Here is a 25355-nt window from a genome sequence, read left to right as displayed (position 1 = left end):
GCATGAGCGCAACTCCTGCCCAGGCGCGCGTCCCGCGCAGCTATCTGTTTGTGCCAGCGTCGCGGCCGGATCGCATCGGGAAAGCCATCGCGGCCGGTGCCGATGCGGTGATTGTCGATCTGGAAGATGCCGTCGCACCCGATGCCAAGGCCCAGGCGCGCGACGGCTTGCGTGCAGTATGGGGCACACTCCAACAGCAGGCCGACGCGGCGGGCGTGGCGCTGCTGCTGCGCCTGAACGGCGCCGATACGCCGTATTTTTGCGACGATCTGGCTTTCTGCCGCACGCAGGCGGTCCAGGCCATCGTGCTGCCGAAGGCAGACAATGCGTCGCTGGCGGCACTTCGCGCAGGGTTGCCGGATATCCCCTGCCATGCCTTGCTGGAAACCGCCGCCGGGTTTGCCGATTTACCGGATGTGGCGCGGACGCCAGGCGTCACGCGCCTGCTGTTCGGCAGCATCGACCTGATGTTCGATCTCGACGTGGGCGACGACGACCTTCCGCTGCACTACTGCCGCAGTGCCCTGGTGCTCCATTCCCGGGCTGCCGGCCTGCCGGCTCCGGTGGACGGCGTCTGCACCGCCATCGGCGACGCCCAGGCGCTGGCTGCCGATACGTTACGTGGGCGTCGCTTCGGGTTCGGCGCGAAGCTGCTGATTCATCCAAGCCAGGTAGCCGGCGTGCATGCGGCGCTGGCGCCCACCGATGCCGAAGTAGCGTGGGCGCGCCGCGTGGTGGAGCAGGCCGCGGCCGCGCAGGGCGCCGCCATTGCGGTGGACGGGAAAATGGTCGACCGGCCGGTCCTTGATCGCGCGCAACGTATTGTCGTGGCGGCAGGCCGTTAATGTTTCGCTAATAAACCATCGGTGCAGCCATTTACGTCCGTACGGCGCCAATCGGTGTTTTCCCTGACCGGTGGGTTCGATGCAAATGTCGAAATTTATCGACAGGATGAAAGCAATTTGTAATGGGGTTGCTGTCAAATGCGCATGGGAGATCGTGCGCTGCCATGCATGCGGTATTAATGGACTGGACGCCGGGTAAAACAGAACGATAAAAGTCACTTACCCGGTCCACCATTCGGCTGGCACGGTCGTTTACTCCAGACCGCAAGTCGAATTGAGCCAGGCCGATCGTGCATTTTCCTGCTGTTTTCCGTGCCGCCGCGGCAACGCTGCTTGCCCTGGTGGTCAGTGCTGGTCACGCCGCCAGCGCGCCAATGCCGCCCGACGGCCCCTGTGTGCCACCACCCCCCAAGGCTGCCCTGACGCTGGCGCAGGCCCGGCTTGACGCGTTGCGCTGCAACCGCGACATCATCGCCGCCCGCCGTAACGAAGAGGCCAGCCAGGCCGACATCCAGATTGCTTCCCAGCGGCCCAACCCGGTGCTGAGCCTGGGCGTGGCCAATATCAACCCGCACCTTGGCGTGGGCGCTGGCAACCTGCGCAGCAAGACGGTGGATTCGACCGTTCGCGTGGACCAGGTCATCGAGACGGCCAACAAGGGCAACCTGCGTACCGAGGTCGCCCGCAAGGCCAGCGCCGCCGCGGGCGAGCAGACCCAGGCGGTGGTGGCCCAGCAGCTGGGCGCCGTGGACCAGGCCTGGTACGAAGCCGTGGTCAGCCAGACCCGCGTGGAGGTGCTGACCGAAACCGTCGGGCTCTACGGCCGGACCCAGCAGGCCAACGAGACGCGGCTCAAGGCGGGCGATGTGTCGCGCGCGGACGTGACCAAGCTCCAGCTCGAAACGCTGCGCGCCCAGAACGACCTGCGCGCGGCCATGGCCGACCACAGCAGCGACAAGGCCGCGCTGGCCGCCGCGATGGGCGTGCCCGGCACGCTGATGGACAACCGCCTGGTGGCGGACTGGCCGGCCCCCGATGCGCCGGTGCCGCCGTTCGATCCCGAAGTGCTGCAGCGCCGCCCGGACGTGACCGCCGCCGAAGCGCGGCTGGCCGCCGCGTCGTCGCAGCGCGACCTGGCCCGTGCCGGCCGCGTGCCCGACGTGACCGTAGGCGTGCAGTACGAGCACTATCCTGTTTCGGAGACCAACACCACCGGCAGCGGCAACAGCTACGGCGCGTTCGTGTCGATCCCGCTGTTCGTGCGCCACAGCTTCGGCGGCGAGGCGCGCCGGGCCGAGGTCGATTACTACGCGGCGCTGGACGACCGCAATCGCATCCTGCTCGAGGCCCAGAACGAGATCGGCCGGCTGCGTGCGCAGTTGGACGCCGCCCGGGCGTCGCTGCAGCAGATGCGTGAATCGGTGCTGCCGGCCGCCGAAAGCGTGGCCAACAGTGCCGAATTCGCCTATTCCAAGGGGGCCAGCGGCGTGCTGGACCTGCTGGACGCACGCCGCGCGCTGCGCCAGACCCGTGTGGATGCCGTGGAAGCGCAGGGCAACTATGCCAAGGCCCTGTCGGCCTACCTGACCGCGCTGCAATCCACCCAATCCGATATCAACAAGCTTCCCCAGGTTCGTACCGATGCGTCGCGCCCATAATTTCCCGTCTCTCTCCGGCCGTTTCCGCATGGCCGCCGTGGTGTCTCTGTGCGCGCTGGCGTTGGCCGGCTGTGGCAAGAAGGAAGTCCCGGAAAACGATGACGAGCCGAAGATCTCCGGCCAGACCATCACGTATCCGGCCAGCGTGAAGGCGCTTTCCGGGGTGGTTGGCCAGCCCGTGCAAAGCGGCGGCGACCGCATGCTGAGCATGCCGGGCCGCCTGGTCTGGAACGAGGACAAGACCGTGCGCGTGGCCACGCCGTTCGTGGGCCGCGTGATGGAGATCATGGTGCAGCCGGGTGCCACGGTGAAGGCCGGCCAGGCGTTGGCCATGCTGACATCGCCCGACTTCGGCGTGGCCCAGGCCGACGCCCGCAAGGCTGCGGCCGACAGCGCCGTGGCCGCCAAGGCACTGGCCCGCCAGCGCGAGCTATACCAGGCCGGCGTGATCGCCCAGAAGGACCTGGAGCAGTCGCAGGCCGACAACGCCCGTGCCGCCGCCGACCTGGCCCGCACGCAGGCCGCGCTGCGCATGTATGGCGCGGGCAGCGGCGACGCCGTGAACCAGCGTTTCGCGCTGCGCAGCCCGATCGACGGGCTGGTGGTGGAACGCAATATCAATCCCGGCATGGAAGTGCGCCCGGACCAGCAGCCCAATGCGCCGCTGTTCCTGATCACCGATCCCAGCACGCTGTGGGCCCAGCTCGACGCCGCCGAGGCGGACCTCGGCCTGTTCAAGCCCGGCATCAACGTCCAGCTGGTCAGCGCCGCTTATCCCGGCGAGACCTTCACGGGCACCGTGGTCAAGATCGCCGACTATGTCGATCCGGCCTCGCGCAGCGTGAAGGTGCGCCTGGTGGTGCCCAACGCCGACCGCCGCCTGAAGGCCGAGATGTTCGTGACGGCCAAGCTCCAGGCCGCGTCGTTCCAGGGGATTGCGGTGCCGTCCAAGGCCGTGTTCCTGGCCGACAACAGGAACTACGTGTTCGTGCGCACGTCGTCCACGCCGTTCGTGTTCGAGCGCCGCGAGGTCAAGCTGGGCGTGTCGCTGCCGGGCACGACCGAAGTGGTGGCGGGCCTGAAGGACGGTGACGTTGTCATCACGGATGGCAACCTCTACCTGCAGGACATCCTGCGCGATGCCACCGCGGTGAATGCCGCGCGTGCGGCCGCCAAGCAATAAAGGCGGCCCGATGATCCAACGTATCGTTAGCTTTGCGCTGCACCAGAAGCTGTTCGTCTGGCTCGGCCTGATCATCTTCGTCGCGGGCGGCCTGGCCGCCTTCAAGAACCTGCCGATCGAGGCCTTCCCGGACGTCTCGGACATCCAGGTCAACATCATCACGCTGTACCCGGGCCGGGCCGCCGAGGAGGTGGAGCGTCAGGTCACGATTCCGATCGAAACGGCACTGGCAGGCACGCCGAACTCGGTGCGGGTGTTCTCGCACACCCAGTTCGGCCTGTCGTTCATGATGGTGACCTTCAACGACAAGGCCACCGACGTCACCGCGCGCCAGCAGATCATCGAGCGGCTGCGCAGCGTGGACCTGCCCGACGGCGTGCAGCCGGAGCTGGCGCCGCTGTCCACCGCCATCGGCGAAATCTTCCGTTTCCGCCTGACCGGCAAGGGCTATACGGCGCAGGAACTGCGCACGCTGCAGGACTGGGTGGTCGAAAAGAACATGCGCCAGGTGCCGGGCGTGGCCGACGTGGTGACCATTGGCGGTTCGATCAAGCAGTACGAGGTGAACCCCAACCTGGGCCGCATGCGCGACGCCAAGATCTCGCTGTCGCAGCTGTTCACGGCGCTGCAGCGCGGTAACTCGAACGCCGGTGGCGGCGCGGTGGCCCATGGCCGCCAGCAGTACCTGCTGCGTTCGCTGGGCAGCTTCCGCTCTTCGGCGGACATCGCCAACGTGGTGGTGGCCGAGAACAACGGCACGCCGATCCTGGTCAGGGACATTGCCGAGGTGAAGATCGGCTCGGCGCCGCCGCAGGGCCTGATGGGCCAGGACAACGAGGACGACATCGTCTCGGGCATCGTGGTGATGCGCAAGGGCGAAAACCCGTCGGTGGTGCTTGAGGCACTGAAGCAGAAGATCGAACTGCTGGACTCGCAGATCCTGCCCAAGGGCGTGAAGATCGTGCCGTACTACGATCGCTCCACGCTGATCGACAAGACGCTGCACACGGTGTTCGGCAACCTGGTGGAAGGCGCGCTGCTGGTGCTGGCCGTGCTCTACCTGTTCCTGGCCAATGTGCGCGCGGCGGCAATCGTGGCGCTGGTGATTCCGCTGTCGCTGCTGTCGACGTTCATCGGCCTGACGTGGGTCGGCATTCCGGCCAACCTGCTGTCGCTGGGCGCGATGGACTTCGGGATCATCGTCGACGGCGCAGTGATCGTCGTCGAGAACATTTTCAAGCGGCTGGGCGAGCTCAAGGAGCAGCAGATCAAGGACAGCCGCGCGCGGCTTTACGCGATCCTGCAGGCCACCACCGAGGTGGGCCGGCCGACCGTGTTCTCGATGATCATCATCATCGCGGCGCACATCCCGATCTTCACGCTGCAGCGCCACGAGGGCAAGATCTTCGCGCCGATGGCGTACACGGTGACCGGCGCGCTGATCGGCTCGCTGATCCTGTCGCTGACCGTGGTGCCGCTGCTGTGCCATCTGCTGCTGACCAAGAACATCGCCCACGACGACAACTTCGTGGTGCGGTACTGCAAGCGCATCTACGAGCCGATGCTGGCCTGGGCGCTGGACAACAAGAAGAAGGTGGTGGGCATTGCACTGGGCCTGCTGGTGGCGACCGTGGGCGTGGGCAAGTTCCTGGGCAGCGAATTCCTGCCCGAGCTGGACGAAGGCTCGATGTGGGTCAGCTTCGACCTGCCGGCGTCGGTGTCGCTGGTCGAGGCGCGCGACCAGGCCCGCATCCTGCGCAACGTGATCCGCAAGACGCCCGAGGTGAACACCACGATTTCCAAGGTGGGCCGCCCTGACGACGGTACCGATCCCAAGCTGATCAACACGGTGGAGATCCTGGTCGACCTGAAGGCCGACAAGCAGTGGCGCGCGGGCTTCGACAAGCGCAAGATCATCAACGAGATCAACCACAACCTGCGTCAGCTGCCGGGCATCGAGCCGAATTTCTCGCAGCCGGTGCGCGACAACATCCTGGAAAGCATCTCGCAGATCAAGGGCCAGATCGTGATCAAGGTGCAGAGCGACAGCCTCGAGCACAACAAGAAGGTGGCCGACCAGATCCTGGCGAACGTGCAGTCGGTCAAGGGCGTGATGCGCGCGTTCATCGACCGCGACGGAGAGCTGCCGCAGTACGTGCTGGAATTCGATCGCGCCCAGGCGGCCCGCTACGGCATCAACGTGGCCGATGTGCAGGACCTGATGGAAAGCGCGCTGGCCGGCAAGGCCGCCACGGAACTGTGGGAGGGCGAAAAGCACTTCAGCGTGGTGGTGCGCCTGAAGCCGGGCGAGCGCGAACTGCCGAACCTGCCGAACATCTTCATGCAGACCGCCGACGGGGCGCAGGTGCCGCTGTCGCAGCTGGTGACGTTCCGGGCGGCGTCCGGCGCGATGAACATCAGCCGCGAGAACGGCCAGCGCACCACGTCGATCGGCATCTTCATCCACGACCGCGACATGGGCAGCGTGGTGAAAGACATGCAGGAACTGGTGAAGAAGAACGTGAACGCCGAAGACGTCAAGATCAGCTGGTCGGGCGAATTCGAGAACCAGGAACGCGCGATGGCGCGCCTGTCGATCGTGGTGCCGCTGTCGGTGCTGCTGATCTTCCTGCTGCTGTTCAATGCGTTCCAGTCGTTCAAGAGCGCGGCGCTGATCATCTCGAACATCCCGTTCGCGCTGATTGGCGGGGTGTTCGCGCTGTTCCTGACCGGCATTCCGCTGTCGGTGTCGGCGGCCATCGGCTTTATCGCGCTGTTTGGCCAGGCCGTGCTGAACGGGGTGGTGATGGTGACGTACTTCAACCAGCTGCGCCAGGAAGGCATGCCGGTGCGCCAGGCCGTGCTGACCGGTTCGATGGACCGCCTGCGCACGGTGCTGATGACGGCCATGCTGGCCATGCTGGGCCTGTTCCCGATGGCCGTCTCGCGCGCCATCGGCTCGGAAACGCAGCGTCCGCTGGCCATCGTCATCATCGGCGGCCTGATTACGGCCACGCTGCTGACGCTGATCGTGCTGCCGACGCTCTACGAGTGGATGGTGGGCCGGAACTGGCCGGACGAGGAAGGCCAGTCGAACAACGAGAACCGCCTGAACGACTCGATGGCGCATTGAGCAGGGCTCGAGAAGCCGAAACGAAGACCGGGGCAACGCGCCCCGGTTTTTTTTCGTCCCTGTGCGGCGCGGATGGCTGGCCCGGCTTCAGCGGCTGGCTGGCCGCGGAAAGAGCGGCGAGGCGCCGAGCGCCACCACGGCCGTCGTTGCCCAGACGACTGGCCACGATGTCAGCGCCAGCCAGTGCGGCAGCGCAAGCGGCGTGAGGAAGAAACCGAAGAACACTACCGTGTTGGCCATGCCGAGCGCGGTGCCCGCCCGGTCGGCGCCGGCCATGGCCGCCAGTTCGGTGTAGCCGACGCCGTGCCAGGCAGATACCGCGATACCGGCCAGCGCCAGCACCACCGGAAGCAGCGCCATCCACCGGCTGTCCGCCGCACTGCCATGCACGCAGCCGGCCAGCAGCAGGAAGGCAATCGCCGCGATCAGCGTGCAGGCACGCAGATAGGTTCGCCGATTGCCGTGCCGGTCGGTCCAGCGGCCGCTCCAGATGCGCGTGAGCATCGCGCCGGCCTGGATCGTGACCAGCGTGGTCGTGATCGTACCCAGCCCGGCCTGTGCGTAGTCATGCAGAAAGATCGAGGTGAAGGTCAGCACTGCGAATTGCGGCACGCAAAGCAGACCGATGGCCAGCACGATGCGCCAGATGCCTGCCCGGCCGAGCGGGTTCGGGCTGCGCAACTGCGCCACGGAGGTGGCCTGGAAGTCGGGCGGTTCATGGAGCCAGCACCAGGTCAGGAGGGCGGAGACGCCGCACAACAGCGCGAGCCACCCATAAGCCCAGGTAAAGCCGACGGTTGACGCCAGCCATGGCAGGGTCAGCGCCCCGATGCCGCCGCCCATCGGCACGGCAGTCTGGCGGATGCTCATGGCAAGCCCGCGTTCGCCTTCGTGAAACCAGCGCATGACCGCGCGCCCACTGGCACCGTTGACGCTGCCGCCCACCAGCCCGACCAGCGTCATGGCCACCACCAGCCATGACAGTGAGGGGATATGCGCGGCGGGCCCCGTCATGGGCGACAGCCAGAGGGCCATCGCCAGCAGCGCCGCGCTGGTGGCGGCCAGTCCGCCCAGCAACACCGGGCGATCGCCCCAGCGGTCGGCCGCCACGCCCCACGGTAGTTCGGACAGCGCGGTGCCCAGACCGATCGCGCCGACGGCCAGGCCGACTTGCGCGGTGTCCAGGTGGTAGCCCGTGCGCATCCAGACGGCTGTGGTCGGAATGCCGCCGACAGCGGCCAGTACGCTGGCGTTGGCCGCCACGCCGACGCCCAATACCTTCCAGCGATGGGAAGGTGTCAGGCGCCGGGCTGGCGGTACGGGAAGCGGAACGGTGTGCGAAGACATAGGTGACAGGTGATCCCGAAGCTGTTTGACGTGATCCAGTCTGTCACCGAGAATTCATCCTGAAAATCGGAAAATTCTTCACAGTTCGTTCGATAAAACAGGATGGTTGCGATGTCCCGAACCAATCTCGATCTGGCTGCGCTGCGCAGTCTGCTGGCCGGCATGGAACTGGGCAGCTTTGCCCGCGCGGCGGATCGCGTGGGCCGATCCACGTCGGCCATCAGCGCCCAGATCCGCAAGCTCGAGGAACAGGCCGGCACGCCGCTGTTCCGCAAGGCCGGGCGCGGGTTGGCGCTGACGGCCGCTGGCGAGGCGATGCTGGGTTACGCGCGCCGTCTGGTGGAGCTCAACGACGAAGCCGTCAGTGCGGTACGCGGGGTGGACCTGTCGGGCGGCATCCGCCTGGGGCTGCAGGAGGAATTTGGCGAAGGCTTGCTGCCTGAAGTGCTGGGCCGCTTCGCACGCGCCCACCCAAGGGTGCGCATCGAGGCGGTGGTGTCCCGCAATGCCGACCTGCTGGAGCGGATCGACAGCGGACGGTGCGATCTGGCGCTGGTGTGGGCCGACATGCATCCCGCCATATCGGACGATGTGGCCGGGTATGCGATGGGGCACCGGTACGTGGAACGGATCGACGACGTGCCGATGTGTTGGGTCGGCGCCGCAACCGGCGCGGCGACGATGCCTTGGCAGCCGGACGATGGCGAGCCGTTGCCGCTGGTGGCCTTCGACCGCCCGTGCCAGTTTCATTCGGCCGCGGTGGCCGCACTGGACCGTGCAGGCATTCCGTGGCGAATCACGTTTTCGAGCCCGAATCTTGGCGGGCTGTGGGCCGCCGCCGCTGCGGGGCTGGGCTTGACGGTGCGCTCGCGCTACGGATTGCCCGCGGGCGTACGGGCGCTGCAGGCCGGGGAACATGGCCTGCCTGCGCTGCCGTCGATGTCGCTCGCGATGGTGCGCGCGTCGGCCACGATGCCGCCCGAGGTGGAGCGGCTTGCCGACATCCTGCGCGCGGCGCTGCCCGGCACGCCGGTGCCGGACGCCCTGGCAGCCTGATTCAGCCAGCCGCCAGGGCCCGCGCGTCAGTCGTCGTAGCGGTCGCCATGACGGGTCGGCCGGCATAGCAACGCGCCCAGCAGGACGCCAATTCCCAGCGCCATGCCCAGCGCCTTGATCGGCTCCCGGTGCGTATAGTCGGTCACGCATTCCTGGCCGCGCGACACGCTGTCGCTGACCGATGCCTTGATCGATGCCAGCTTGTCCGTTCCCTGGGCGGCCTTCGCCAGGAAGGTCTGCTTGGCGGTTTCGATTGCCTCGCCGGTCAGGTTTGGCAGCTGGGCCAGCAGGTCATCGAGATCCTTCGCCAGCTGCCGGGTATCGGCCTGGAGCTTTTGCTGGGTGCTGGATACATTGGTGTCGTTGGGGTCAAAGGCGGCCATGGCGTCTCCTCGCTGGGTGCGTATGCGGAAATTTGCTGGCGCAGGTTTCATACCAGCGGCCAATGCACTGACGCCGCGCGGCTCGCTGCCATTTGACCCGGCAACTGGCAGCGCCGACTTACCGACGTTTGTAATTTGCGCCATGGCGCGCTGGGTGCACGCGACCATGGGCGCGTCCTTTGCCCCGCGGCATATGAGAGCAATCTGAATCTAGCCGCGATGAGACAAATACGATATCGGCTTTCTGTACGCTGCGGTATGGTTGTTTCGTGTGATGAAGTCCGCCCAAAACGGAGCGGGCCACCGACGGGCAACCTTCGTTTCAGGGGTCAATCATGAGGATTCTTCGAACTGCCGCAATGGCAGAACACTGCGCCAATGACGCCATCGATGCGAAGCCGCACCGGGGCAGGTCGCGGGCACCGGGCGATGCGGGCGGGCCGCCACCGGGCCGCTACGGCGTGGCGGAGTGGGCGCCCGTTCTGGCGATGGTCGGCGCAGGCGTGACGTTCGTGCTCTACATCATGACCACGATCAACGCGTCGATGGCAGACAAGCTGGTTGCCGTGACGCGGAGCATCGAGGAACTCGACAAGCGCATCCATGTGCGTTTCGACGAGATGGACAAGCGGTTCAACGGTCAGCTGGCAGCCATGGACCAGCGTTATGACGGCAGGTTCGCTGCCATGGACAAACGGCTCGAACGCCTGGAAGCGCGAGCCGACCGGACCGACGAGCGGTTGAACAAGGTCGAGGTGCAACTGACAACGATGGACGCCAAGCTGGATCGCGTCCTCGATCACGTCGCCAGGCGCCGCTAACTGCCGGCGCCGCCGTTGCCGGCAAGGCGCGCTATGCCTTGCCGGGGCCCGTGCAGATCCCGTGCAGCTTGCGCAGGCCAGCATAGAGACCCTGCCGCTCCTCGGGCGTGAGCAGCCGGATCACGGAAGCCTGACCGCGCCGCGCCAGTGGAATCACCTGTGCATGAAGGGCCGCCCCGGCTTCGCTGATCTTGCAGGACAGGCGCTTGCGCGGCGTCGTGCCCTCCGATTCCAGCGTGACGAGGCCACGGTCTTCGAGCAATCGCAGCGTGCGGCTGACCAGGGCCTTGTCCGACGTCGATTGCTTGACCAGTTCCGCGAAGGACATCGGCTCGCCGTGGGCCAATAGCGCCAGAATGCGCCATTCCGGCACGGTCAGGTCGAATTGCGTCGCATACGGCTCGGTGACGCTGCTGCGCAGGGCGGTCACCAGCTGGCTCAGCATGGTGGTCAGGAAGTCGTTGACGTTCAGCCCGGTGCCGGCTTCGTCGAGGTGTGACCAGGGATCGATGCCCTCGGTGGTAGCCGGAATGTGCTGGGTAGTGCTGGACATGTACGGGGCGTTAAAAAGGTATGCCGGGCAATTGCCCGGAAAACGCCTGCGATTGTCTCACACCGCTTGTTGTTCGCAACTTTGTGGCGCCGTACGTGTTGCGACTGCCCCGCATGCGTGCGGGCATGACGGTCAATGGCCCCTCGACCGCATGCGGCGGAGGGGCGATGCCGAGCGGAGCGTCGATGCCGGCGCTTGCGCGCCGAGCGACCGGCGTTAGGCGTTACGCCGCGAAGCCGCCGTCCACGTTCAGGCTGGCGCCGGTGACGAAGCTGGCTTCCGGGCCCGCCAGATAGGCGACCATGCTTGCGATTTCATCCGGGTGGCCGTGGCGCGGCAGGGCCATCAGACCATGCAGCGATGCGGCGAAGTCGGAGTTCTCGGGGTTCATGTCGGTGTTGACCGGGCCGGGCTGCACATTGTTGACCGTGATGCCCTTCGGGCCCAGATCGCGCGACAGGCCTTGCACGAGGCCCTTCAGGGCGGACTTGCTCATGGCGTAGGCGGCGCCGCCGGCGAACGGCATGCGGTCGGCGTTGGTGCTGCCGATGTTGATGATGCGGCCACCTTCGCCCATGTGCGACAGCACGGCCTTGCTGGCCACAAACACGGCGCGGACGTTGACGGCCAGCGTCTTGTCGAAGTCTTCCAGCGAGAAGTCCTCGACCGCGCCCAGGAACAGCACGCCGGCGTTGTTGACCAGGATGTCGATCTTGCCGAAATGCACGGCCGCATCGTTGATGGCGTCGGTAAGCGCGGCGGCGTCGGCTGCATCGGCGCGATAGGCCTTGGCGCGGCCGCCGGCTGCCTGGATCGACTCCACCAGCGCCTGTGCGGCGGCGCCGGAGCTCTGGTAGGTAAAGGCGACGGCGGCGCCGTCCCGGGCCAGGCGGCGTACCACGGCAGCGCCGATGCCCCGTGCACCGCCGGTTACGAAGGCAACTTTGTTCGAGAGCGAGGTCATGATCCGTTTCCTTGTTGAGAGAGGGTTGGTAAGCGAAGTATGGTTTGTGGTATCCCCTACCGGTAGTCATAAATCCGGATCAACTTTTTCAACCATTGGTATAAGCTTGCCGCCATGGAAGCCTTGAATCTGCTCGAATCGTTTATCCAGAGTGCCGAAACGGGCAGCTTTTCGGCTGCGGCCCGCCGGCTCGGCCTGACGCCCGCCGCCGTCAGCAAGAACGTGGCCCGGCTCGAGGACCACCTCGGACTGCGGCTGTTCCAGCGCAGCACGCGCAAGCTCACGCTGACCATGGGCGGCGAGCAGTTCTTCCGGCAGGTGTCCGACCCTTATTCCACGTTGCGCGATGCGTTTGCCAGCGCCGCGCAGGAAGACGGCAAGCCGGCCGGGGTGCTCAAGGTCAGCATGGGCGTGGCGTTTGGACGCGAATACCTGGTGCCGCTGCTTGGCGAATTCCTGTCGATGTATCCAGCCATCGTTCCCGATTGGCATTTCGAGAACCGGAGCGTGGACCTGATTGCCGGCGGCTTCGACGCGGCCATTGGCGGCGGCATCGAACTGACCGAGGGCGTGGTGGCGCGCGAACTGGCGCGGACCTACGTGGTGGCGGTAGCCTCCCCCGCCTACCTGGCAGGCAAGACCCTTCCGAAGCATCCGTCCGACCTGTCCGCGTTCGATGGAATCGTGCGCCGGTCTGCCTCCACCGGCCGCCTGCGGCTGTGGAACCTGCGCAACCAGATTGGCGAGGAAGCCCTGGCCGAGCCGCGTACCCGGCTGATCTTCGACGACCCCGAAGCCATGGCCCACGCCGCGATGCAGGGCCTGGGCGTGGCGCTGCTGCCGATGCCGCATGCCGCGCCGTGGCTGGAACGCGGCGACCTGGTGCGCCTGGTGCCTGGCTGGTGTGCTGACAACGGCCCTCTGGCGCTTTACTATCCCAACCGCAAGCTGCTGCCGCCCAAGACGCGCGTGTTCATCGAATTCGTCGTCGATGCCTTCCAGCGCAAGGGCCTGGCGCGCAGATTCGACGGACGCTGAACTGTCATTTCACGAAGCACCCCACATCGGGAGGGGCTGTATGGCAACGGCAGTGCGACGGAGCGTGCGGCTCCATTTCCATCTCTGGACGTGGTTCGGCTCGCTGGTGCTGCTGGTGGGGGCGCTGATTTGCAGCATCAACTACGTGATGACCAAGGACGCGCTTGAGCGGTCCGTCACGGACACCACCCAGCGCGTCAGCCGCGAGAGCCTGGAGGAAGTCGAGAACCTGTTGCAGCCGGCCCAGATGGCGGTCCGGCTGCTCACCCACAGTTCGCTGGCCGATGCCAGGTTGCTGGCGCAGCGCAAGCAGCGCATGGCGCTGATGCGCGACGCGCTGGAAAGCTCGCCGATCCTGCAGGCGCTGTATATCGGCTACGCGGACGGCAGTTTCTTCTATATGCGCCCGCTGCGCGACGAGGGCGAGCGCGGCGCCTACAAGGCGCCGCCGCGCGCGGCATTCCTGGTGCAAAGCGTGGACCGCGACAGCGGTCGCGCAGTGGGTCGGTACTATTACCTTGCGTCTGATCTGGCTCCGGTCGGCGAGGCTGATGCCGCCGACTTTGCCGGGCGCTACGACCCGCGCACGCGGCCCTGGTACGCCTCGGCCATGGCGTCCGGAACGCTGGTGCGCACCGATCCGTACATGTTCTATTCCGACCGCGAATCGGGCGCCACGCTGGCCTTGCGCACCGCTGACGGGCAGGCCGTGGTTGGCGGGGACTTCCGGCTGGACGCGCTGGGCCAGCTGTTGAACCACGAAACGCTGACGCCGCGCGCGGTGCTGGCGCTGCTGGACCGCAAGGGCAGGCTCGTCGCCATCAACCGTACGACGCCCGATTCCGTGGCCGCGCCCGATACGGTGATCATGGATCCGGCGGGTCGTCCCGAGGACTACGGCCTGGCCGTACTGACCGGCCTTGCCGCCAGGGTGGCGGCGCCCGGCGACCGGCAGGCCGTCGCGCACCCCATGCAGCTGGAACGTGCCGATGGCGAAGCCTGGTACACGTCGGTGGACTGGCTGGACCCCAAGGACCCCAATTCGCTGCTGCTGGTGTCCGCCATTCCGCAGACCGAGCTATTGCACGATGCCCGGCAACACGCCGCGTGGGGCATGGTCATGACCGGGCTGGTGCTGCTGCTGGCGTTGCCGGTCACCTGGCTGGTCGCGCGCAGCGTGGCGCGGCCGCTGCAGTCGCTGGCCGCCGAGGCCGACGCCATCCGCCGCTTCGATTTCGTGCGTCCCGTGTCGGTCCGCTCGCAAATTGACGAAGTGAACGATCTGGCCATGACGATGGACCAGATGCGCGGCACCATCCAGCGCATGCTGCACGTCATGGGGGCCGTATCGGCCGAGCACCGTCTCGACCGGCTGCTGCCGCTGCTGCTGCAGGAGACGCTGAGCGCCGCAGGCGGACAGGCCGGGGCGTTGTACCTGGCGGCCAGTGAGGACGAAGGCCTGCGCCCCGCCGTGGGCTTCGACCGCAGTGGCACCGAAGTGACCACGATGAGCGAGACGCTGGCGCACGACACCCTGGCGCTGGTGCGCACGGCCGTGCGCGAAGGCACGGCGCGCGCCGGCCATCTGACATCGGCCGACGTGGCCGCCGCGCGGCTCGATGTGCTGGCGGGCGCGGCGCCGGTACACGCCGCCGTCATTCCGCTGATCAACCGCCAGCAGGCGCTGCTGGGCGTCGTGCTGGTGCTGCGCGATACGCCGATCGAAGCCGCGCAGCTGGCATTTGCCAGCACCATGGCCAGCCTGTCGGCCGGCGCGCTGGAGGTGGGCGAGCTCACCACGGCGCAGCGCGACCTGTTCGATGCGTTCATCCGCCTGCTGGCCGGCGCCATCGACGCCAGGAGCCCGCACACCGGCGGCCACTGCGCGCGCGTGCCGGAACTGGCCAAGCTGCTGGCGCGGGCCGCCTGCGATGCCACCGAAGGGCCCTACCAGTCCTTCAACCTGACCGAAACGGAATGGGAGGCGCTGCACGTGGCCGCCTGGCTGCATGACTGCGGCAAGGTCACCACACCCGACTACGTGATCGACAAGGCCACCAAGCTCGAAACGCTGTATGACCGTATTCATGAAGTGCGCATGCGCTTCGAGGTGCTGAAGCGCGACGCGGAAATCGCCTGTCTGCAGGCCGTGGCCGATGGCGAAGATCCGCAGGCCGCGCGCGAGCGGCGCGATGGGCTGCTGCGCCAGCTCGACGAGGAGTTCGCGTTCGTGGCGGCGTGCAATGTGGGCGGCGAGCAGATGGAGGCCGGGGACCAGGCCCGCCTGCGGCAGATCGCCACGCGGACCTGGCGGCGCACGCTGGACGACCGGCTCGGCGTCTCGCACGAGGAATTGAGCCGCCGGAACAGCATGCCGGCCGTGCCGCTGCCGGTCATGGAGCCGCTGCTGGCCGACCGTCCGGATCATCGGATCGAACGTGCCGCAAGGGACCAGATCGCCGACATCAATCCGTGGGGGTTCCGGCTTCGCGCGCCCGCGTATCTCTACGACCGTGGCGAACTGCACAACCTGACGATATCGCGCGGTACGCTGACCGCGGAGGAGCGATTCAAGATCGAGGACCATATCGTGCAGACGCAGATCATGCTGTCGCGCCTGCCGTTTCCGAAGCATCTGCGTGACGTGCCGGAGATTGCGGGCGGACACCACGAGAAGATGGATGGCACCGGCTATCCGCGTGGTCTCAAGCGCGACCAGATGAGCCCGTTAGCCAGGATGATGGGTATCGCCGATATCTTCGAGGCGCTGACGGCTGCCGACCGCCCCTACAAGAAGGCCAAGACGCTGTCCGAAGCCGTGGGCATCATGACCCGGCTGCGCGACCAGCAGCATATCGACGCCGAGCTGTTCGACCTGTTCATCGCGGCAGGCATTCATCGCGCCTACGCCGAACGCTACATGGACCCCGCGCTGATCGATATGGCCTGAGACAGGTTCCAGGCGACCGCGCCGATGGCGCGCCCTCACGCGAAACCGGTGCGTGGACTATGCTTCGGGAGTTCGGGCAACGCGTGTCGAGGGGGCGGTGATGAGCGTCGAGAAAATCGAGATTCCCGGCAGTCAGGGCGGTACGCTGTCCGGCCGGATGGAGTGGCCCGATGGCCCGGTGCGCGCGCATGCGCTGTTTGCGCACTGCTTTACCTGTGGCAAGGCCAGCCTGGCGGCCACGCGCATCGCGCGGGCACTGACGGCCCAGGGCATTGCCGTATTGCGCTTCGATTTCACGGGCATCGGCGCCAGCGAGGGCGATTTCGCCAGCACCAATTTCTCGTCGAACCTCGCCGACCTGGAGGCCGTGGCCATGTATATGCGTGCGCGCGGCCAGGCGCCCACGCTGTTGATCGGCCATAGCCTGGGCGGCGCCGCCGTGCTGGGCGTGGCCCGCCGCCTGCCCGAACTCCGCGCCGTGGTCACGATCGCCGCGCCCAGCGATCCGCGCCATGTGCTGGGGCTGCTGGGAGACAACGTCGAGCGCATTCGCGCCGAAGGCGAGCTGGAGGTCAGGCTGGCGGGGCGTCCGTTCCGCATCGCGCGGCAGTTCATCGACGATGTTTCCCGTCACACGCTGCTCGACGAGGTGGCCCACCTTGGCAAGCCGCTACTGGTCCTGCAGTCGCCGACCGACGACACGGTGGAAGTGCAGAACGGCCTGGCGATCTTCGAGGCCGCGGCGCAGCCCAAGAGCTACGTGGCGCTGGACGGCGCCGACCACCTGCTGCAGAACCGCGCCGGCGCGGCGTATGCGGCCAGCATGATTGCGGCGTGGGCGCAGCATTACCTGCCCACGCTGACCGAGGACGTCCAGGCCGAGATTCCCGAGCCCGGCGTGGTGGTGGTGGCCGAGCGCCATCGGGGCCGATACCAGCAGACCGTCCGCGTGGGCGGCCATGCGTTCGTTGCCGACGAGCCCGCTGCGCTGGGCGGCGACGATGCCGGCCCGAATCCCTATGAGCTGCTCTTGTCGGCGCTGGGTGCCTGTACGTCGATGACGATGCGCATGTACGCCGAACGCAAGGCGTTGCCGCTGGAACACGTGGCCGTGCAGTTGCGGCACGAAAAGATCCATGCGAAGGACTGCGCCAACTGCGAGACCACCGTGGGCATGGTGGACCGGATCGAGCGGCGCATCGCGATCAGTGGCGAGCTGACTGCAGAGCAGCGCGCCTCGCTGATGGTCATTGCCGACAAATGCCCGGTGCATCGCACGCTGGAATCCGAGGTCCACATCGATACGATGCAGGCCTAGCCACCTGCGCTAGCCAGGCGCCCTAGCCGATTCCCAGCACACGCCGGCGCGCGGCGTCGAATGCCGCGCCCTCGGCCACCAGCCAGGCTTCCACTTCGGCCACCTGGGCGGTCTGCCCGTGCGCGCAGACAAAGTGGTACGACGCGTGGCTGCGCGCGTGGATGCCCCACAGGTCCACCAGGCGGCCCGATTCCAGGTCTTCTAGCACCAGCGCGGAACGTCCCATAGCGACGCCTTGCCCGGCCAGCGCGGCATTGATGGCCAGCTGCGACAGGTTGAATCGCTGGCCGGCCGATGCATCGGCCAGGGTCAGGCCGGCGTGGCGCAGCCAGCATTGCCATTCCTCGAACTCGCCGGCGCCATCCCACGGGGTTACGTCGTGCAGCAGCATGCCGGCGCGCAGGCCTTCGGGCGATTGCAGTTCGGGGTGCGCGTCGAGATAGGCGGGGCTGGCCACCGGGATCAGCCATTCCTCCAGGAACTGATGCGCCTTGAGGTCCGGATAGCCACCGGGATCGAAGCGCACGGCGGCCTCGGTGCCGTCGCGCAGCATGCGCGAGCGGTCGAGCGCGTGGAATTCGCCATAGACGCGCAAGCCGATGTCCGGATGCTGGCGGAAGAAGCCGCCCAGCCGGGGCGTAAGCCACACCATCGCGAATGACGGCGAGCACGACAGCGCGATGGGCTGCTTGTCGCGCGGCCTGCGCAACTGCGTCAGCGTGCCTTCGATGGCCTGGAACGACTCGCGCAGCACAAAGCGCAGGCGCTCGCCTTCCGGCGTCAGCACCAGCGCGCGCGGCGTGCGCAGGAACAGCGGCCGGTCCAGCCATTGCTCCAGCTGCTTGACCTGCTGGCTGACCGCGCCCTGGGTCACGCACAGCTCGGCGGCCGCCTGCGTGAAGTTGCAATGTCGGGCCGCCGCCTCAAAACAGCGCAGCCAGCCCAATAATGATGCAGAAAGCGTATTGGCCATTAGTCAGGCTAATGCTCGGATCAGTACAAATGGTTTGTCACGACGGTGTAATGGGACAAGAATGAAGTCACCCCTTCCGCTTTTCCCTGCTTCATGCCGACCGATCTTTCCACACTCCCGCAACAACTGCTCGCCGATCTGCAGGCCGCCCGCCCGGTCTTCTGGGGCAACCCCCACCGCAGTGACGCTGCGGCCGTACCCACCGTCGTGGAAGGGCGCGGCATTAGTCTAGCTGATGTGAAAACGGCCCGGGCGCGCTTCGACAGATTTGCGCCGCTGCTGGCGCGGCTGTTTCCCGAACTGCAAGGCAGCGCAGGGCGGATCGAATCGGACCTGCTGCCAGCGCCGGCCATGCAGCGTGCGCTCGGTCTGCCGGCCTCGGCCGGCGCGCTGTGGATCAAGGCCGATCACAGCCTGCCCGTGGCCGGTTCGATCAAGGCGCGCGGCGGCATTCATGAAGTGCTGGAGTTTGCCGAGTCGCTCGCGCTCGAACACGGCCTGGTGACGCGTGACGCCGACTATGGCGTGCTGGCCGAAACCCCGGCGCGCGCGCTGTTCGGCCGCTACCAGGTGGCGGTGGGCTCCACGGGCAATCTCGGGCTGAGTATCGGCGTGATGGCCTCGGCGCTGGGCTTCCGCGCGGCCGTCCACATGTCGGCCGACGCCAAGGAATGGAAGAAGGCCCGCCTGCGGGCGCGCGGCGTGGCCGTGGTGGAACACACGGGCGACTATGCCGCCGCCGTCGCGGCCGGCCGCCGCGAGGCCGACGCCGACCCATACAGCTATTTCGTCGACGATGAACGGTCGCTGTCGCTGATGCTGGGCTACAGTGCCGCCGCCCTGCATCTTCACGACCAGCTGGCCGGGGCAGACTTGAAGGTCGATGCCACGCACCCGCTGTTCGTCTACCTGCCATGCGGCGTGGGCGGCGCGCCAGCCGGCATCGCCTTCGGATTGCGCCAGCTTTATGGCCCGAACGTGCATCCGGTCTTTGTCGAGCCCACGCAGTCGCCGTGCTTCCTGGTGGAAATGCTGGCACCGGGCGCAACGGTGTACGACGTGGGCCTTACCAACCGCACCGAGGCCGACGGGCTGGCCGTGCCGCAGGCGTCGGCGCTGGCCGCGCAGGCCATGCGTGCGCTGCTGGCCGGGGTCTGCACCGTAACCGACGACACGCTGTTTGCCGACCTCCATCGCGTGCGCGAAGCCGAAGGCTTGCGCATCGAGCCGTCCGCCGCGGCTGGCTTCAGCGGCCCGGGCATGCTGACCGGCACCGAAGCCGGGCGCGCCTACCTGGCACAGCACCACCTGGACGGCGCGATGGCCCATGCCACCCATCTGGTGTGGACGACGGGCGGCCTGTTCGTGCCGCCCGAGGAATACGCGCGCTTTGCCGAGCGTGGCGCGGCGCTGGCCGCCTGATAGTCCCCTGAACCGAATCCCGATCTTTCGATTGCATCGTTGCGGAGCTTGATCATGACCCGTTTGCCTTCCCGAATTGCCCACGCCGTCGTTGCGTGCAGCCTCGCAGCCGGTGCCTCGCTGGCGTTTGCGGACACCTTTCCGTCCAAGCCGATCCAGCTGGTGATTCCGTTCCCGCCCGGTGGCGCCACCGACGTGATCGGGCGCCTGGTCGGCAAGAAGCTTGGCGACAAGCTTGGCCAGACCGTGGTGATCGACAACCGCCCCGGCGCAGGCACCATCGTCGGCGCCAGCTACGTCGCCAAGGCCGCGCCGGACGGCTATACGCTGCTGGCCAGCTCGGGCACCACGTTCACGGTGAACCCGGCCATCCACGCCAAGCTGCCGTACGACCCCGTGAAGAGCTTCGAGCCAATCGGGTTTATGGGCCGCACCGGTCTGATCCTGCTGGCCAACAAGGACCAGCCCGTCGGCAACCTGAAGCAGCTGGTGGCCGCCGCCAAGGCGCAACCGGGCAAGCTGACGTACGGCTCGTTCGGCAGCGGCACCACGGCCCAGTTCGCCGGCGAGATGCTGTTCAACCTGGCCGGCGTGAAGCTGCTGCACGTGCCGTACAAGGGCAGCGCGCCGGCCATGACCGACCTGATCGGCGGGCAGATCCCGTTCACGGTGGATACCGTGGCCGCCGCGATCCCGCAGGTGAAGTCGGGCAAGGTCAAGGCCATTGCGGTGACCACCGCCAGGCGGTCCGCGCTGCTGCCTGACGTGCCGACGGCCGCCGAAGCGGGCTATCCCGGCATCGACGCCGACACCTGGCTGGCGCTGGTGGCGCCGCGCGGCCTGCCGGCCGACGTGAAGCTGAAGCTGGAAAAGGCACTGGCCGACGTGATGGCCGACCCGGAGACGCGCAAGGCGCTGACCCATGCGGGCTTCGAACCGCTGGACGGCAACGGCGCGGCGGTGTCCGCATTGATTGCGAAGGAACTGCCGCTGATGCGCGCCACGGCACAGCGTGCGAACATTACGGCCGATTGAGACGGCCTCTGGAGACAGTCGTGAACGAAGCACAGAAGACGCTGGTGGCGCGCCCGGCCACCGAGCTACGGCGCATGATCGGCAGCAAGGAAATTTCGCCGGTCGAACTGCTGGACGCCTGCATCGCGCAGATCGGACAGGTGAACCCGTTCCTCAACGCGGTGACCGCCACCTGCTTCGACCGCGCCCGCGAGGAAGCCCGCGCCGCCGAACGGGCGGTGCTCGATGGCAAGCCGCTGGGCCTGCTGCACGGCCTGCCGCTTGGCGTGAAGGACCTGGAGGCCACGGCCGGCCTGCTGACGACGTACGGCTCGCCGCTGTACCGCGACAACGTACCGGCCGAAGACAATGTGCTGGTGGCGCGCCTGCGCGCTGCGGGAGCCATCGTGGCCGGCAAGACCAACATCCCGGAAATGGGCGCCGGTGCCAATTCGCGCAACGACGTCTGGGGCGCCACGGGCAATCCGTTCAATCCGAACCTCAACGCGGGCGGATCGTCGGGCGGCTCGGCTGCCGCGCTGGCGGCAGACCTGCTGCCGGTCTGCACGGGCTCGGACACCGGAGGGTCGCTGCGCATCCCGGCCGCCAAGTGCGGGGTGGTGGGCTTCCGTCCGTCGCCGGGCGTGGTGCCGAGTTCGCGCAAGCTGCTGGGCTGGACGCCGATCTCGGTGGTGGGGCCGATGGGCCGCACCGTGGCCGATGCCTGCCTGCAACTGGCGGCCTCCGCCGGGGTATCGGCCGGCGATCCGCTGACCTACCCGCTCGATCCGCTGTCGTTCCTGGCGCCGATGCCGGTGGACCTGGGCAGCCTGCGCGTGGCGTACACCGAAGACTTTGGCTGCTGCGATGTCGATGACGGCATCCGCCGCACGTTTCGCGAGAAGATCGCCGCGATGCGTCACCTGTTCCGCCGTTGCGACGCCATCGATATCGATCTGGGCGAAGCGCACCGCTGCTTCGACGTGCTGCGCGCGGAAAGCTTCGTGGCCGGCATGCGCGACGCCTACGCGCGCGACCCGTCGAAGCTGGGCCCGAACACGCGGGCCAACTACGAGATGGGCGCGCGCATGTCGCTGGTGGACAGCGCCTGGGCGCAAGCCGAACAGACGCGCATCCTGCAGCGGTTCCAGCAGTTGTATCGCGACTACGACGTGATCCTGTCGCCGACCACGCCGGTGTCGCCGTTCCCGTGGACATCGCTCTACGCCGAATCGATCAATGGCGTACGCCAGGAGAACTACTACCGCTGGCTGTCGCTGACCTACGTGGTCACGCTGACCACGCATCCGGCGCTGTCGCTGCCGTGCGGCCGCGATCACGCGGGCATGCCGTTCGGCCTGCAGATCGTGGGCGGTTTCCGCAAGGACCACGAGACGCTGGGCGTTTCCCACGCGATGGAGCAGGCATTCGCGGCCATTCCGTCGCTGCGCCGCCCGCTGCCGGACCTGGCCGCGCTCAAGCCGGCCGAGCCCGCGCTGACGTCGATCGTTACCGCGCCGCCGGTGCTCGACGCCACGGTGAAGCAGGGCAAGGAAGCGTCGGCGGTCTAGTCCCGTCGCGCGATGGCTGTCGCGGACGGCCAAAAGCCGACGCCGATGCGCGGGTCGATGCTATCGTGGCGTTTTCGCGGATGGCGGCCGCCTTGGGGCCACGTCTGATGGAAGCCGAGATCAACCCGGTGTTTGTGCTGCCGGTGGGCCAGGGCGTTCGCGCGGCGGACGGCGTGGCGGTGCTCGGCGCGTAACGGACAGGAGAGCGCAGGATGACGGATATGGCCGCCAGTGAAGCGGAATCGATCGACACCATTGCAGCCGCAGGCGCGCCGGATGCGCGCCAGGCGGCCGCGTTCGTGCACCGGCTGACGCAGACCGGGCATATCCATTCCACCGATGTCGACGGCTGCCGTATCGTCTGGCGCCGTTTTGGCGCGGGGCCGCATGTGCTGCTGGTGCATGGCGGGCACGGCAGCTGGCTGCACTGGGCGCGCAATATCGAGGCGCTGTCCGCGCGGCATACGGTCTGGGTGCCAGACCTGCCCGGCTTTGGCGCCTCGGGCGATCCGGCCGATGGCGAGATGGCGACGCTGGTGGCCACCGTAGCGGCCGGCTTCGCGCAACTGCCGGTGGAAGGGCCGGTCGATCTGGTGGGCTTTTCGTTTGGCGGGTTGACCGCGTCCTACCTGGCCAGCGCACTGCCCAACGTGCGTGGCCTGGCGCTGATGGGGCCCGGCGGCCACGGCGGCGTGCGGCGCCAGACCATCGACCTGGTGGACTGGCGGCGTGCCGGCGATGCCGCCGCGCTGACCGGGGCGATGCGTCACAACGTGGCGGCGTTCATGATCGCGGACCCTGACAAGATCGATGCGCTGGCGCTGCTGGCCTATACCGAGTCTTGCCGGCACACGCGTTTTCGCAGCAAGCAGATTTCGCGCGCGGGCGGCCTGGCCGCCGCGCTGGACCGCTTCCAGTCCCAGGCCCGGGCCGGTGGCGCCGTACTGATCGCCTACGGCGAACACGATGTGACCGCCGACCCGTCCGCCGTGCTGGCGGCATTGGTCGATGGCCGGCCACACCGGCAGGGCGTGGTGATCGATGGCGCCGGGCACTGGGTCCAGTACGAGGCCCACGACGCGATCAACGCCTTGCTGCTGGACTGGCTGGCACGCCAGGCGGCCTGAATCCGTGGACGCCACCGATGCGCGGCGCCGGGCGCGGGGGGCCGAACCTGATCAGTCTCGAGGTGGTGACGGTGGTCCGATGAACTGGCGTCGCGCGCCCCAGCGGCGCGCGCGCCTGACCAGGTGGTGTCGGTGGGCGCGCAGCAGCGCACGCGTCAGCACGTCGTCGGCCACCGGCATGATGGCGACGACCAGCAGCAAGGCCGCCAGCGGCAAGGTGGCCGAATAGCCGATGGCGCTGAAGGCCTGCGCGCCGACCAGTCCGCCCAGGAAGAACAGTCCCACCAGCACCGCCAGCAGCCGCAGCTTCTGCCGGTCGGCCATCACCGGCGGCGGTCCCGAGCGCGATCCGCCTGGCGCGCCGGATCGCGCCAGGCCATTCCAGTAGCACAGCTTGCCGAGTTCGATGCCGATATCGGTGACCATGCCGGTCACGTGGGTGGTGCGGATTTCCGCATTCGACAGCTTGGTGATCAGCGCATTCTGCAGCCCCATCATGAAGCACAGCAGCATCACCGTGGCGGGCACGAACAGCCATTCCATGTCGTCCAGGTGCGTGCCGAGCAGGCCGAAGCCCACCAGCAGCAAGGCTTCGAACAGCAGCGGAATGGCGTACTCGCTGCGCAGGCGCGCGCGGCGCGCCCAGTGGATCAGCATGGCGGAGCAGGCCGCGCCGCCGATGAACGACGCCAGCGCCCCGATGCCGTTGAGCACCATGCCATAGCGATGGAGCACCAGCTCGTCGGCAATGGAGGACACCACCCCTGACATGTGCGAGGTGTATTGATGGACCGCCAGGAAGCCGCCCGCGTTGGCGGCGCCGGCCACGAAACACAGCACCCTTGCCAGCCGGCGGTTCGACACCGGGTTGCGGCGGTGGGCGGTCAGACTGCGCAGATACCCGAGTGGCATGGCGGCAAGGGCGGGGGCGACGGAAGCCCCCATCATACGACCGCGCGGGCAGCGCGTGCATCCCGCTCAAGCACGGGCAGTTGCGCGCCGCATACAGGCCGGCGGCCAGCGGAGGCTTCAGGTCAGGCGCGTATGTGTCACCGCCACCACCTTGGCCCATCGCGTGATCTCGCCCTGCAGGAACTGCGTGAACTGTGCGGCGCTATTGCCAACCGGGTCGAGCCCCTCGCCGGTCAGCCGTTTGCGCATGGCCGGCGATGCCACGGCCGCTGCGGCGGCGGCTTCCAGTTCCCTGACCGTTTCGGGCGCCATGCCGGCCGGCCCGAGCAGGCCGTACCACGACCGGTAATCGAAATTCGGAATCACATCGGCAATCGGCGCCAGGTTCGGAAATGCCGGCAGCCGCTGCGGGCAGCTGACCCCCAACCCCTTGATCTTGCCCGCCTGCAGCAGCGGCTGCACGGTAGCCACATTGCCCAGCAGCAGGTCGGCCTGGCTGCCCACGACGTCGGCCACGGCCGGGCCGGCACCCTTGTACGGGACGCTGACGATATCGACGCCGGCCTCGTGCTTGAGCATCTCGCCGGCCAGGTGGTTGGCGCTGCCCACGCCGGCCACGGCCAGGCTGATCTTGCCAGGCTTGGCCTTGGCCAGCGCGATCAGCTCGCGCACGTTGTTTGCCTCCAGGCCGGAGCGGGCCACCAGGATCAGCGGGGAACTGGCAATCAGCGAAATCGGCGTGAAGTCCTTGATCGGATCGAACGGTTTTTTCTCGAACAGGGCCGGGTTGATGGCATGGCTGGTATAGCTGAGCAGCAGCGTGCCGCCATCGGGCTCGGCCTTGGCCACCGCCACGGCGGCGATATTGCCGGCCGCGCCGCCACGGTTCTCGACGATAAACGGATGCCTGAGGCGCTGTTCCAGGTCGGCCGCCAGCGAGCGGGCGACGATGTCGGTGCCGCCGCCCGGCGTGGCCCCGACCAGCAGCCTGGTCACGGACTGGGCGGCGTGAAGGTCGGGGGGCAACACCAGCGCCGCCGAGAGCAGCGCCAGAAAGTCGCGTCGTTGCATGGGTTGTCTCCGTTTC

At 67.5% G+C, this 25355-nt stretch carries 19 protein-coding genes and 2 pseudogenes; 14 read left to right on the top strand and 7 right to left on the bottom strand.

The annotated features are described in order from the left end of the window. The first annotated feature begins 2 nt into the window (after positions 1–2). The 4 genes from AC3FJ6_RS22405 to AC3FJ6_RS22390 all read left to right on the top strand — a co-directional run bounded on the left by AC3FJ6_RS22405 (position 3) and on the right by AC3FJ6_RS22390 (position 6819). The gene (locus AC3FJ6_RS22405; RefSeq protein WP_488773801.1) at positions 3–845 is read left to right on the top strand and encodes an HpcH/HpaI aldolase/citrate lyase family protein; all 843 of its coding nucleotides are present in this window, start codon (positions 3–5) and stop codon (positions 843–845) included. A 374-nt stretch (positions 846–1219) separates the two neighbouring features. Further along, positions 1220–2503 (top strand): TolC family protein, encoded by a 1284-nt coding sequence (locus tag AC3FJ6_RS22400; RefSeq protein ID WP_488773867.1) that lies wholly within the window; start codon positions 1220–1222, stop codon positions 2501–2503. Continuing rightward, positions 2487–3686 carry an efflux RND transporter periplasmic adaptor subunit gene (locus AC3FJ6_RS22395; protein WP_488773800.1) on the top strand — a complete coding sequence of 400 codons (1200 nt, stop codon included), beginning with the start codon at positions 2487–2489 and terminating at the stop codon, positions 3684–3686. The genes AC3FJ6_RS22400 and AC3FJ6_RS22395 overlap by 17 nt, the downstream gene beginning before the upstream one ends. A 10-nt stretch (positions 3687–3696) precedes the next feature. Next, a complete protein-coding gene (locus AC3FJ6_RS22390; RefSeq protein WP_488773799.1) occupies positions 3697–6819 on the top strand; it encodes an efflux RND transporter permease subunit in 3123 nt (1040 codons plus the stop codon). An 87-nt stretch (positions 6820–6906) separates the two neighbouring features. Here the strand turns inward: AC3FJ6_RS22390 and AC3FJ6_RS22385 are convergent, their stop codons facing one another. Further along, on the bottom strand, positions 6907–8166 hold the full coding sequence (locus AC3FJ6_RS22385) for an MFS transporter (RefSeq protein WP_488773798.1): 1260 nt from the start codon (positions 8164–8166) through the stop codon (positions 6907–6909). Positions 8167–8277: 111 nt separating this feature from the next. Here AC3FJ6_RS22385 and AC3FJ6_RS22380 point away from each other — a divergent pair, with 111 nt between their 5' ends. Further along, complete coding sequence (locus tag AC3FJ6_RS22380) at positions 8278–9222, top strand: LysR substrate-binding domain-containing protein (RefSeq protein ID WP_488773797.1); 945 nt, start codon at positions 8278–8280, stop codon at positions 9220–9222. A 26-nt stretch (positions 9223–9248) separates the two neighbouring features. Here AC3FJ6_RS22380 and AC3FJ6_RS22375 read toward each other — a convergent pair whose 3' ends face one another. After that, positions 9249–9605, bottom strand: a complete 357-nt coding sequence (locus tag AC3FJ6_RS22375) for an ElaB/YgaM/YqjD family protein (protein WP_488773796.1) — start codon at positions 9603–9605, stop codon at positions 9249–9251. 359 nt (positions 9606–9964) lie between these two features. On the opposite strand from AC3FJ6_RS22375, the gene AC3FJ6_RS22370 reads away from it, so the two are divergent. Next, positions 9965–10426 (top strand): hypothetical protein, encoded by a 462-nt coding sequence (locus AC3FJ6_RS22370; RefSeq protein WP_488773795.1) that lies wholly within the window; start codon positions 9965–9967, stop codon positions 10424–10426. Positions 10427–10457: 31 nt separating this feature from the next. On the opposite strand, the gene AC3FJ6_RS22365 is transcribed toward AC3FJ6_RS22370, so the two are convergent. Next, positions 10458–10979, bottom strand: a complete 522-nt coding sequence (locus AC3FJ6_RS22365) for a MarR family winged helix-turn-helix transcriptional regulator (RefSeq protein ID WP_153947070.1) — start codon at positions 10977–10979, stop codon at positions 10458–10460. A gap of 223 nt (positions 10980–11202) precedes the next feature. Further along, a complete protein-coding gene (locus tag AC3FJ6_RS22360) occupies positions 11203–11943 on the bottom strand; it encodes an SDR family oxidoreductase (protein WP_488773794.1) in 741 nt (246 codons plus the stop codon). 114 nt (positions 11944–12057) lie between these two features. Here AC3FJ6_RS22360 and AC3FJ6_RS22355 point away from each other — a divergent pair, with 114 nt between their 5' ends. The 3 genes from AC3FJ6_RS22355 to AC3FJ6_RS22345 all read left to right on the top strand — a co-directional run bounded on the left by AC3FJ6_RS22355 (position 12058) and on the right by AC3FJ6_RS22345 (position 17249). Beyond that, entirely contained in the window at positions 12058–12981 is a 924-nt protein-coding gene (locus tag AC3FJ6_RS22355; RefSeq protein WP_488773793.1) for a LysR family transcriptional regulator, read from the top strand. A 40-nt stretch (positions 12982–13021) separates the two neighbouring features. Further along, on the top strand, positions 13022–15931 hold the full coding sequence (locus tag AC3FJ6_RS22350; RefSeq protein ID WP_488773792.1) for an HD domain-containing phosphohydrolase: 2910 nt from the start codon (positions 13022–13024) through the stop codon (positions 15929–15931). A 100-nt stretch (positions 15932–16031) separates the two neighbouring features. Next, on the top strand, positions 16032–17249 hold the full coding sequence (locus AC3FJ6_RS22345; RefSeq protein WP_488773791.1) for a bifunctional alpha/beta hydrolase/OsmC family protein: 1218 nt from the start codon (positions 16032–16034) through the stop codon (positions 17247–17249). A gap of 22 nt (positions 17250–17271) precedes the next feature. On the opposite strand, the gene AC3FJ6_RS22340 is transcribed toward AC3FJ6_RS22345, so the two are convergent. Further along, a complete protein-coding gene (locus AC3FJ6_RS22340) occupies positions 17272–18222 on the bottom strand; it encodes a LysR family transcriptional regulator (protein ID WP_488773790.1) in 951 nt (316 codons plus the stop codon). 93 nt (positions 18223–18315) lie between these two features. Between AC3FJ6_RS22340 and dsdA the strand changes: the two genes are divergently transcribed. From dsdA to AC3FJ6_RS22315, 5 genes and pseudogenes are all read left to right on the top strand, one after another. Then, entirely contained in the window at positions 18316–19644 is a 1329-nt protein-coding gene (gene dsdA, locus AC3FJ6_RS22335; RefSeq protein ID WP_488773789.1) for a D-serine ammonia-lyase, read from the top strand. Between the two features lie 54 nt (positions 19645–19698). After that, entirely contained in the window at positions 19699–20679 is a 981-nt protein-coding gene (locus AC3FJ6_RS22330) for a Bug family tripartite tricarboxylate transporter substrate binding protein (RefSeq protein WP_488773788.1), read from the top strand. A 74-nt stretch (positions 20680–20753) separates the two neighbouring features. After that, the gene (locus tag AC3FJ6_RS22325; RefSeq protein WP_488773866.1) at positions 20754–22229 is read left to right on the top strand and encodes an amidase; all 1476 of its coding nucleotides are present in this window, start codon (positions 20754–20756) and stop codon (positions 22227–22229) included. 2 nt (positions 22230–22231) lie between these two features. Beyond that, positions 22232–22423, top strand: a pseudogene (locus tag AC3FJ6_RS22320) (hypothetical protein); the annotation flags it as partial. A gap of 18 nt (positions 22424–22441) precedes the next feature. Next, positions 22442–23356, top strand: a complete 915-nt coding sequence (locus AC3FJ6_RS22315) for an alpha/beta fold hydrolase (RefSeq protein WP_488773787.1) — start codon at positions 22442–22444, stop codon at positions 23354–23356. Positions 23357–23455: 99 nt separating this feature from the next. Here AC3FJ6_RS22315 and AC3FJ6_RS22310 read toward each other — a convergent pair. Next, a pseudogene (locus tag AC3FJ6_RS22310) lies at positions 23456–24268 on the bottom strand (YoaK family protein); the annotation flags it as partial. A 117-nt stretch (positions 24269–24385) separates the two neighbouring features. Further along, a complete protein-coding gene (locus AC3FJ6_RS22305) occupies positions 24386–25339 on the bottom strand; it encodes a tripartite tricarboxylate transporter substrate binding protein (protein WP_488773786.1) in 954 nt (317 codons plus the stop codon). Positions 25340–25355 lie beyond the last annotated feature (16 nt).

It is taken from the genome of Cupriavidus sp. 94F1 (genome assembly GCF_057798875.1).
The sequence above is the reverse complement of the archived record's forward strand: the minus strand, read 5'-3'. Positions and strand labels throughout refer to the sequence as shown.

What these genes read in the sequence shown, in the direction of transcription:
- AC3FJ6_RS22345 (WP_488773791.1), top strand. Translation starts at nt 16,032, where the DNA reads ATGAGCGTCGAGAAAATCGAGATTCCCGGCAGTCAGGGCGGTACGCTG.
- AC3FJ6_RS22305 (WP_488773786.1), bottom strand. Translation starts at nt 25,339, where the DNA reads ATGCAACGACGCGACTTTCTGGCGCTGCTCTCGGCGGCGCTGGTGTTG.
- AC3FJ6_RS22365 (WP_153947070.1), bottom strand. Translation starts at nt 10,979, where the DNA reads ATGTCCAGCACTACCCAGCACATTCCGGCTACCACCGAGGGCATCGAT.
- AC3FJ6_RS22330 (WP_488773788.1), top strand. Translation starts at nt 19,699, where the DNA reads ATGACCCGTTTGCCTTCCCGAATTGCCCACGCCGTCGTTGCGTGCAGC.
- AC3FJ6_RS22375 (WP_488773796.1), bottom strand. Translation starts at nt 9,605, where the DNA reads ATGGCCGCCTTTGACCCCAACGACACCAATGTATCCAGCACCCAGCAA.
- AC3FJ6_RS22315 (WP_488773787.1), top strand. Translation starts at nt 22,442, where the DNA reads ATGACGGATATGGCCGCCAGTGAAGCGGAATCGATCGACACCATTGCA.
- AC3FJ6_RS22405 (WP_488773801.1), top strand. Translation starts at nt 3, where the DNA reads ATGAGCGCAACTCCTGCCCAGGCGCGCGTCCCGCGCAGCTATCTGTTT.
- AC3FJ6_RS22390 (WP_488773799.1), top strand. Translation starts at nt 3,697, where the DNA reads ATGATCCAACGTATCGTTAGCTTTGCGCTGCACCAGAAGCTGTTCGTC.
- AC3FJ6_RS22355 (WP_488773793.1), top strand. Translation starts at nt 12,058, where the DNA reads ATGGAAGCCTTGAATCTGCTCGAATCGTTTATCCAGAGTGCCGAAACG.
- AC3FJ6_RS22340 (WP_488773790.1), bottom strand. Translation starts at nt 18,222, where the DNA reads ATGGCCAATACGCTTTCTGCATCATTATTGGGCTGGCTGCGCTGTTTT.
- dsdA (WP_488773789.1), top strand. Translation starts at nt 18,316, where the DNA reads ATGCCGACCGATCTTTCCACACTCCCGCAACAACTGCTCGCCGATCTG.
- AC3FJ6_RS22325 (WP_488773866.1), top strand. Translation starts at nt 20,754, where the DNA reads ATGATCGGCAGCAAGGAAATTTCGCCGGTCGAACTGCTGGACGCCTGC.
- AC3FJ6_RS22360 (WP_488773794.1), bottom strand. Translation starts at nt 11,943, where the DNA reads ATGACCTCGCTCTCGAACAAAGTTGCCTTCGTAACCGGCGGTGCACGG.
- AC3FJ6_RS22395 (WP_488773800.1), top strand. Translation starts at nt 2,487, where the DNA reads ATGCGTCGCGCCCATAATTTCCCGTCTCTCTCCGGCCGTTTCCGCATG.
- AC3FJ6_RS22350 (WP_488773792.1), top strand. Translation starts at nt 13,022, where the DNA reads ATGGCAACGGCAGTGCGACGGAGCGTGCGGCTCCATTTCCATCTCTGG.
- AC3FJ6_RS22380 (WP_488773797.1), top strand. Translation starts at nt 8,278, where the DNA reads ATGTCCCGAACCAATCTCGATCTGGCTGCGCTGCGCAGTCTGCTGGCC.
- AC3FJ6_RS22400 (WP_488773867.1), top strand. Translation starts at nt 1,220, where the DNA reads ATGCCGCCCGACGGCCCCTGTGTGCCACCACCCCCCAAGGCTGCCCTG.
- AC3FJ6_RS22370 (WP_488773795.1), top strand. Translation starts at nt 9,965, where the DNA reads ATGGCAGAACACTGCGCCAATGACGCCATCGATGCGAAGCCGCACCGG.
- AC3FJ6_RS22385 (WP_488773798.1), bottom strand. Translation starts at nt 8,166, where the DNA reads ATGTCTTCGCACACCGTTCCGCTTCCCGTACCGCCAGCCCGGCGCCTG.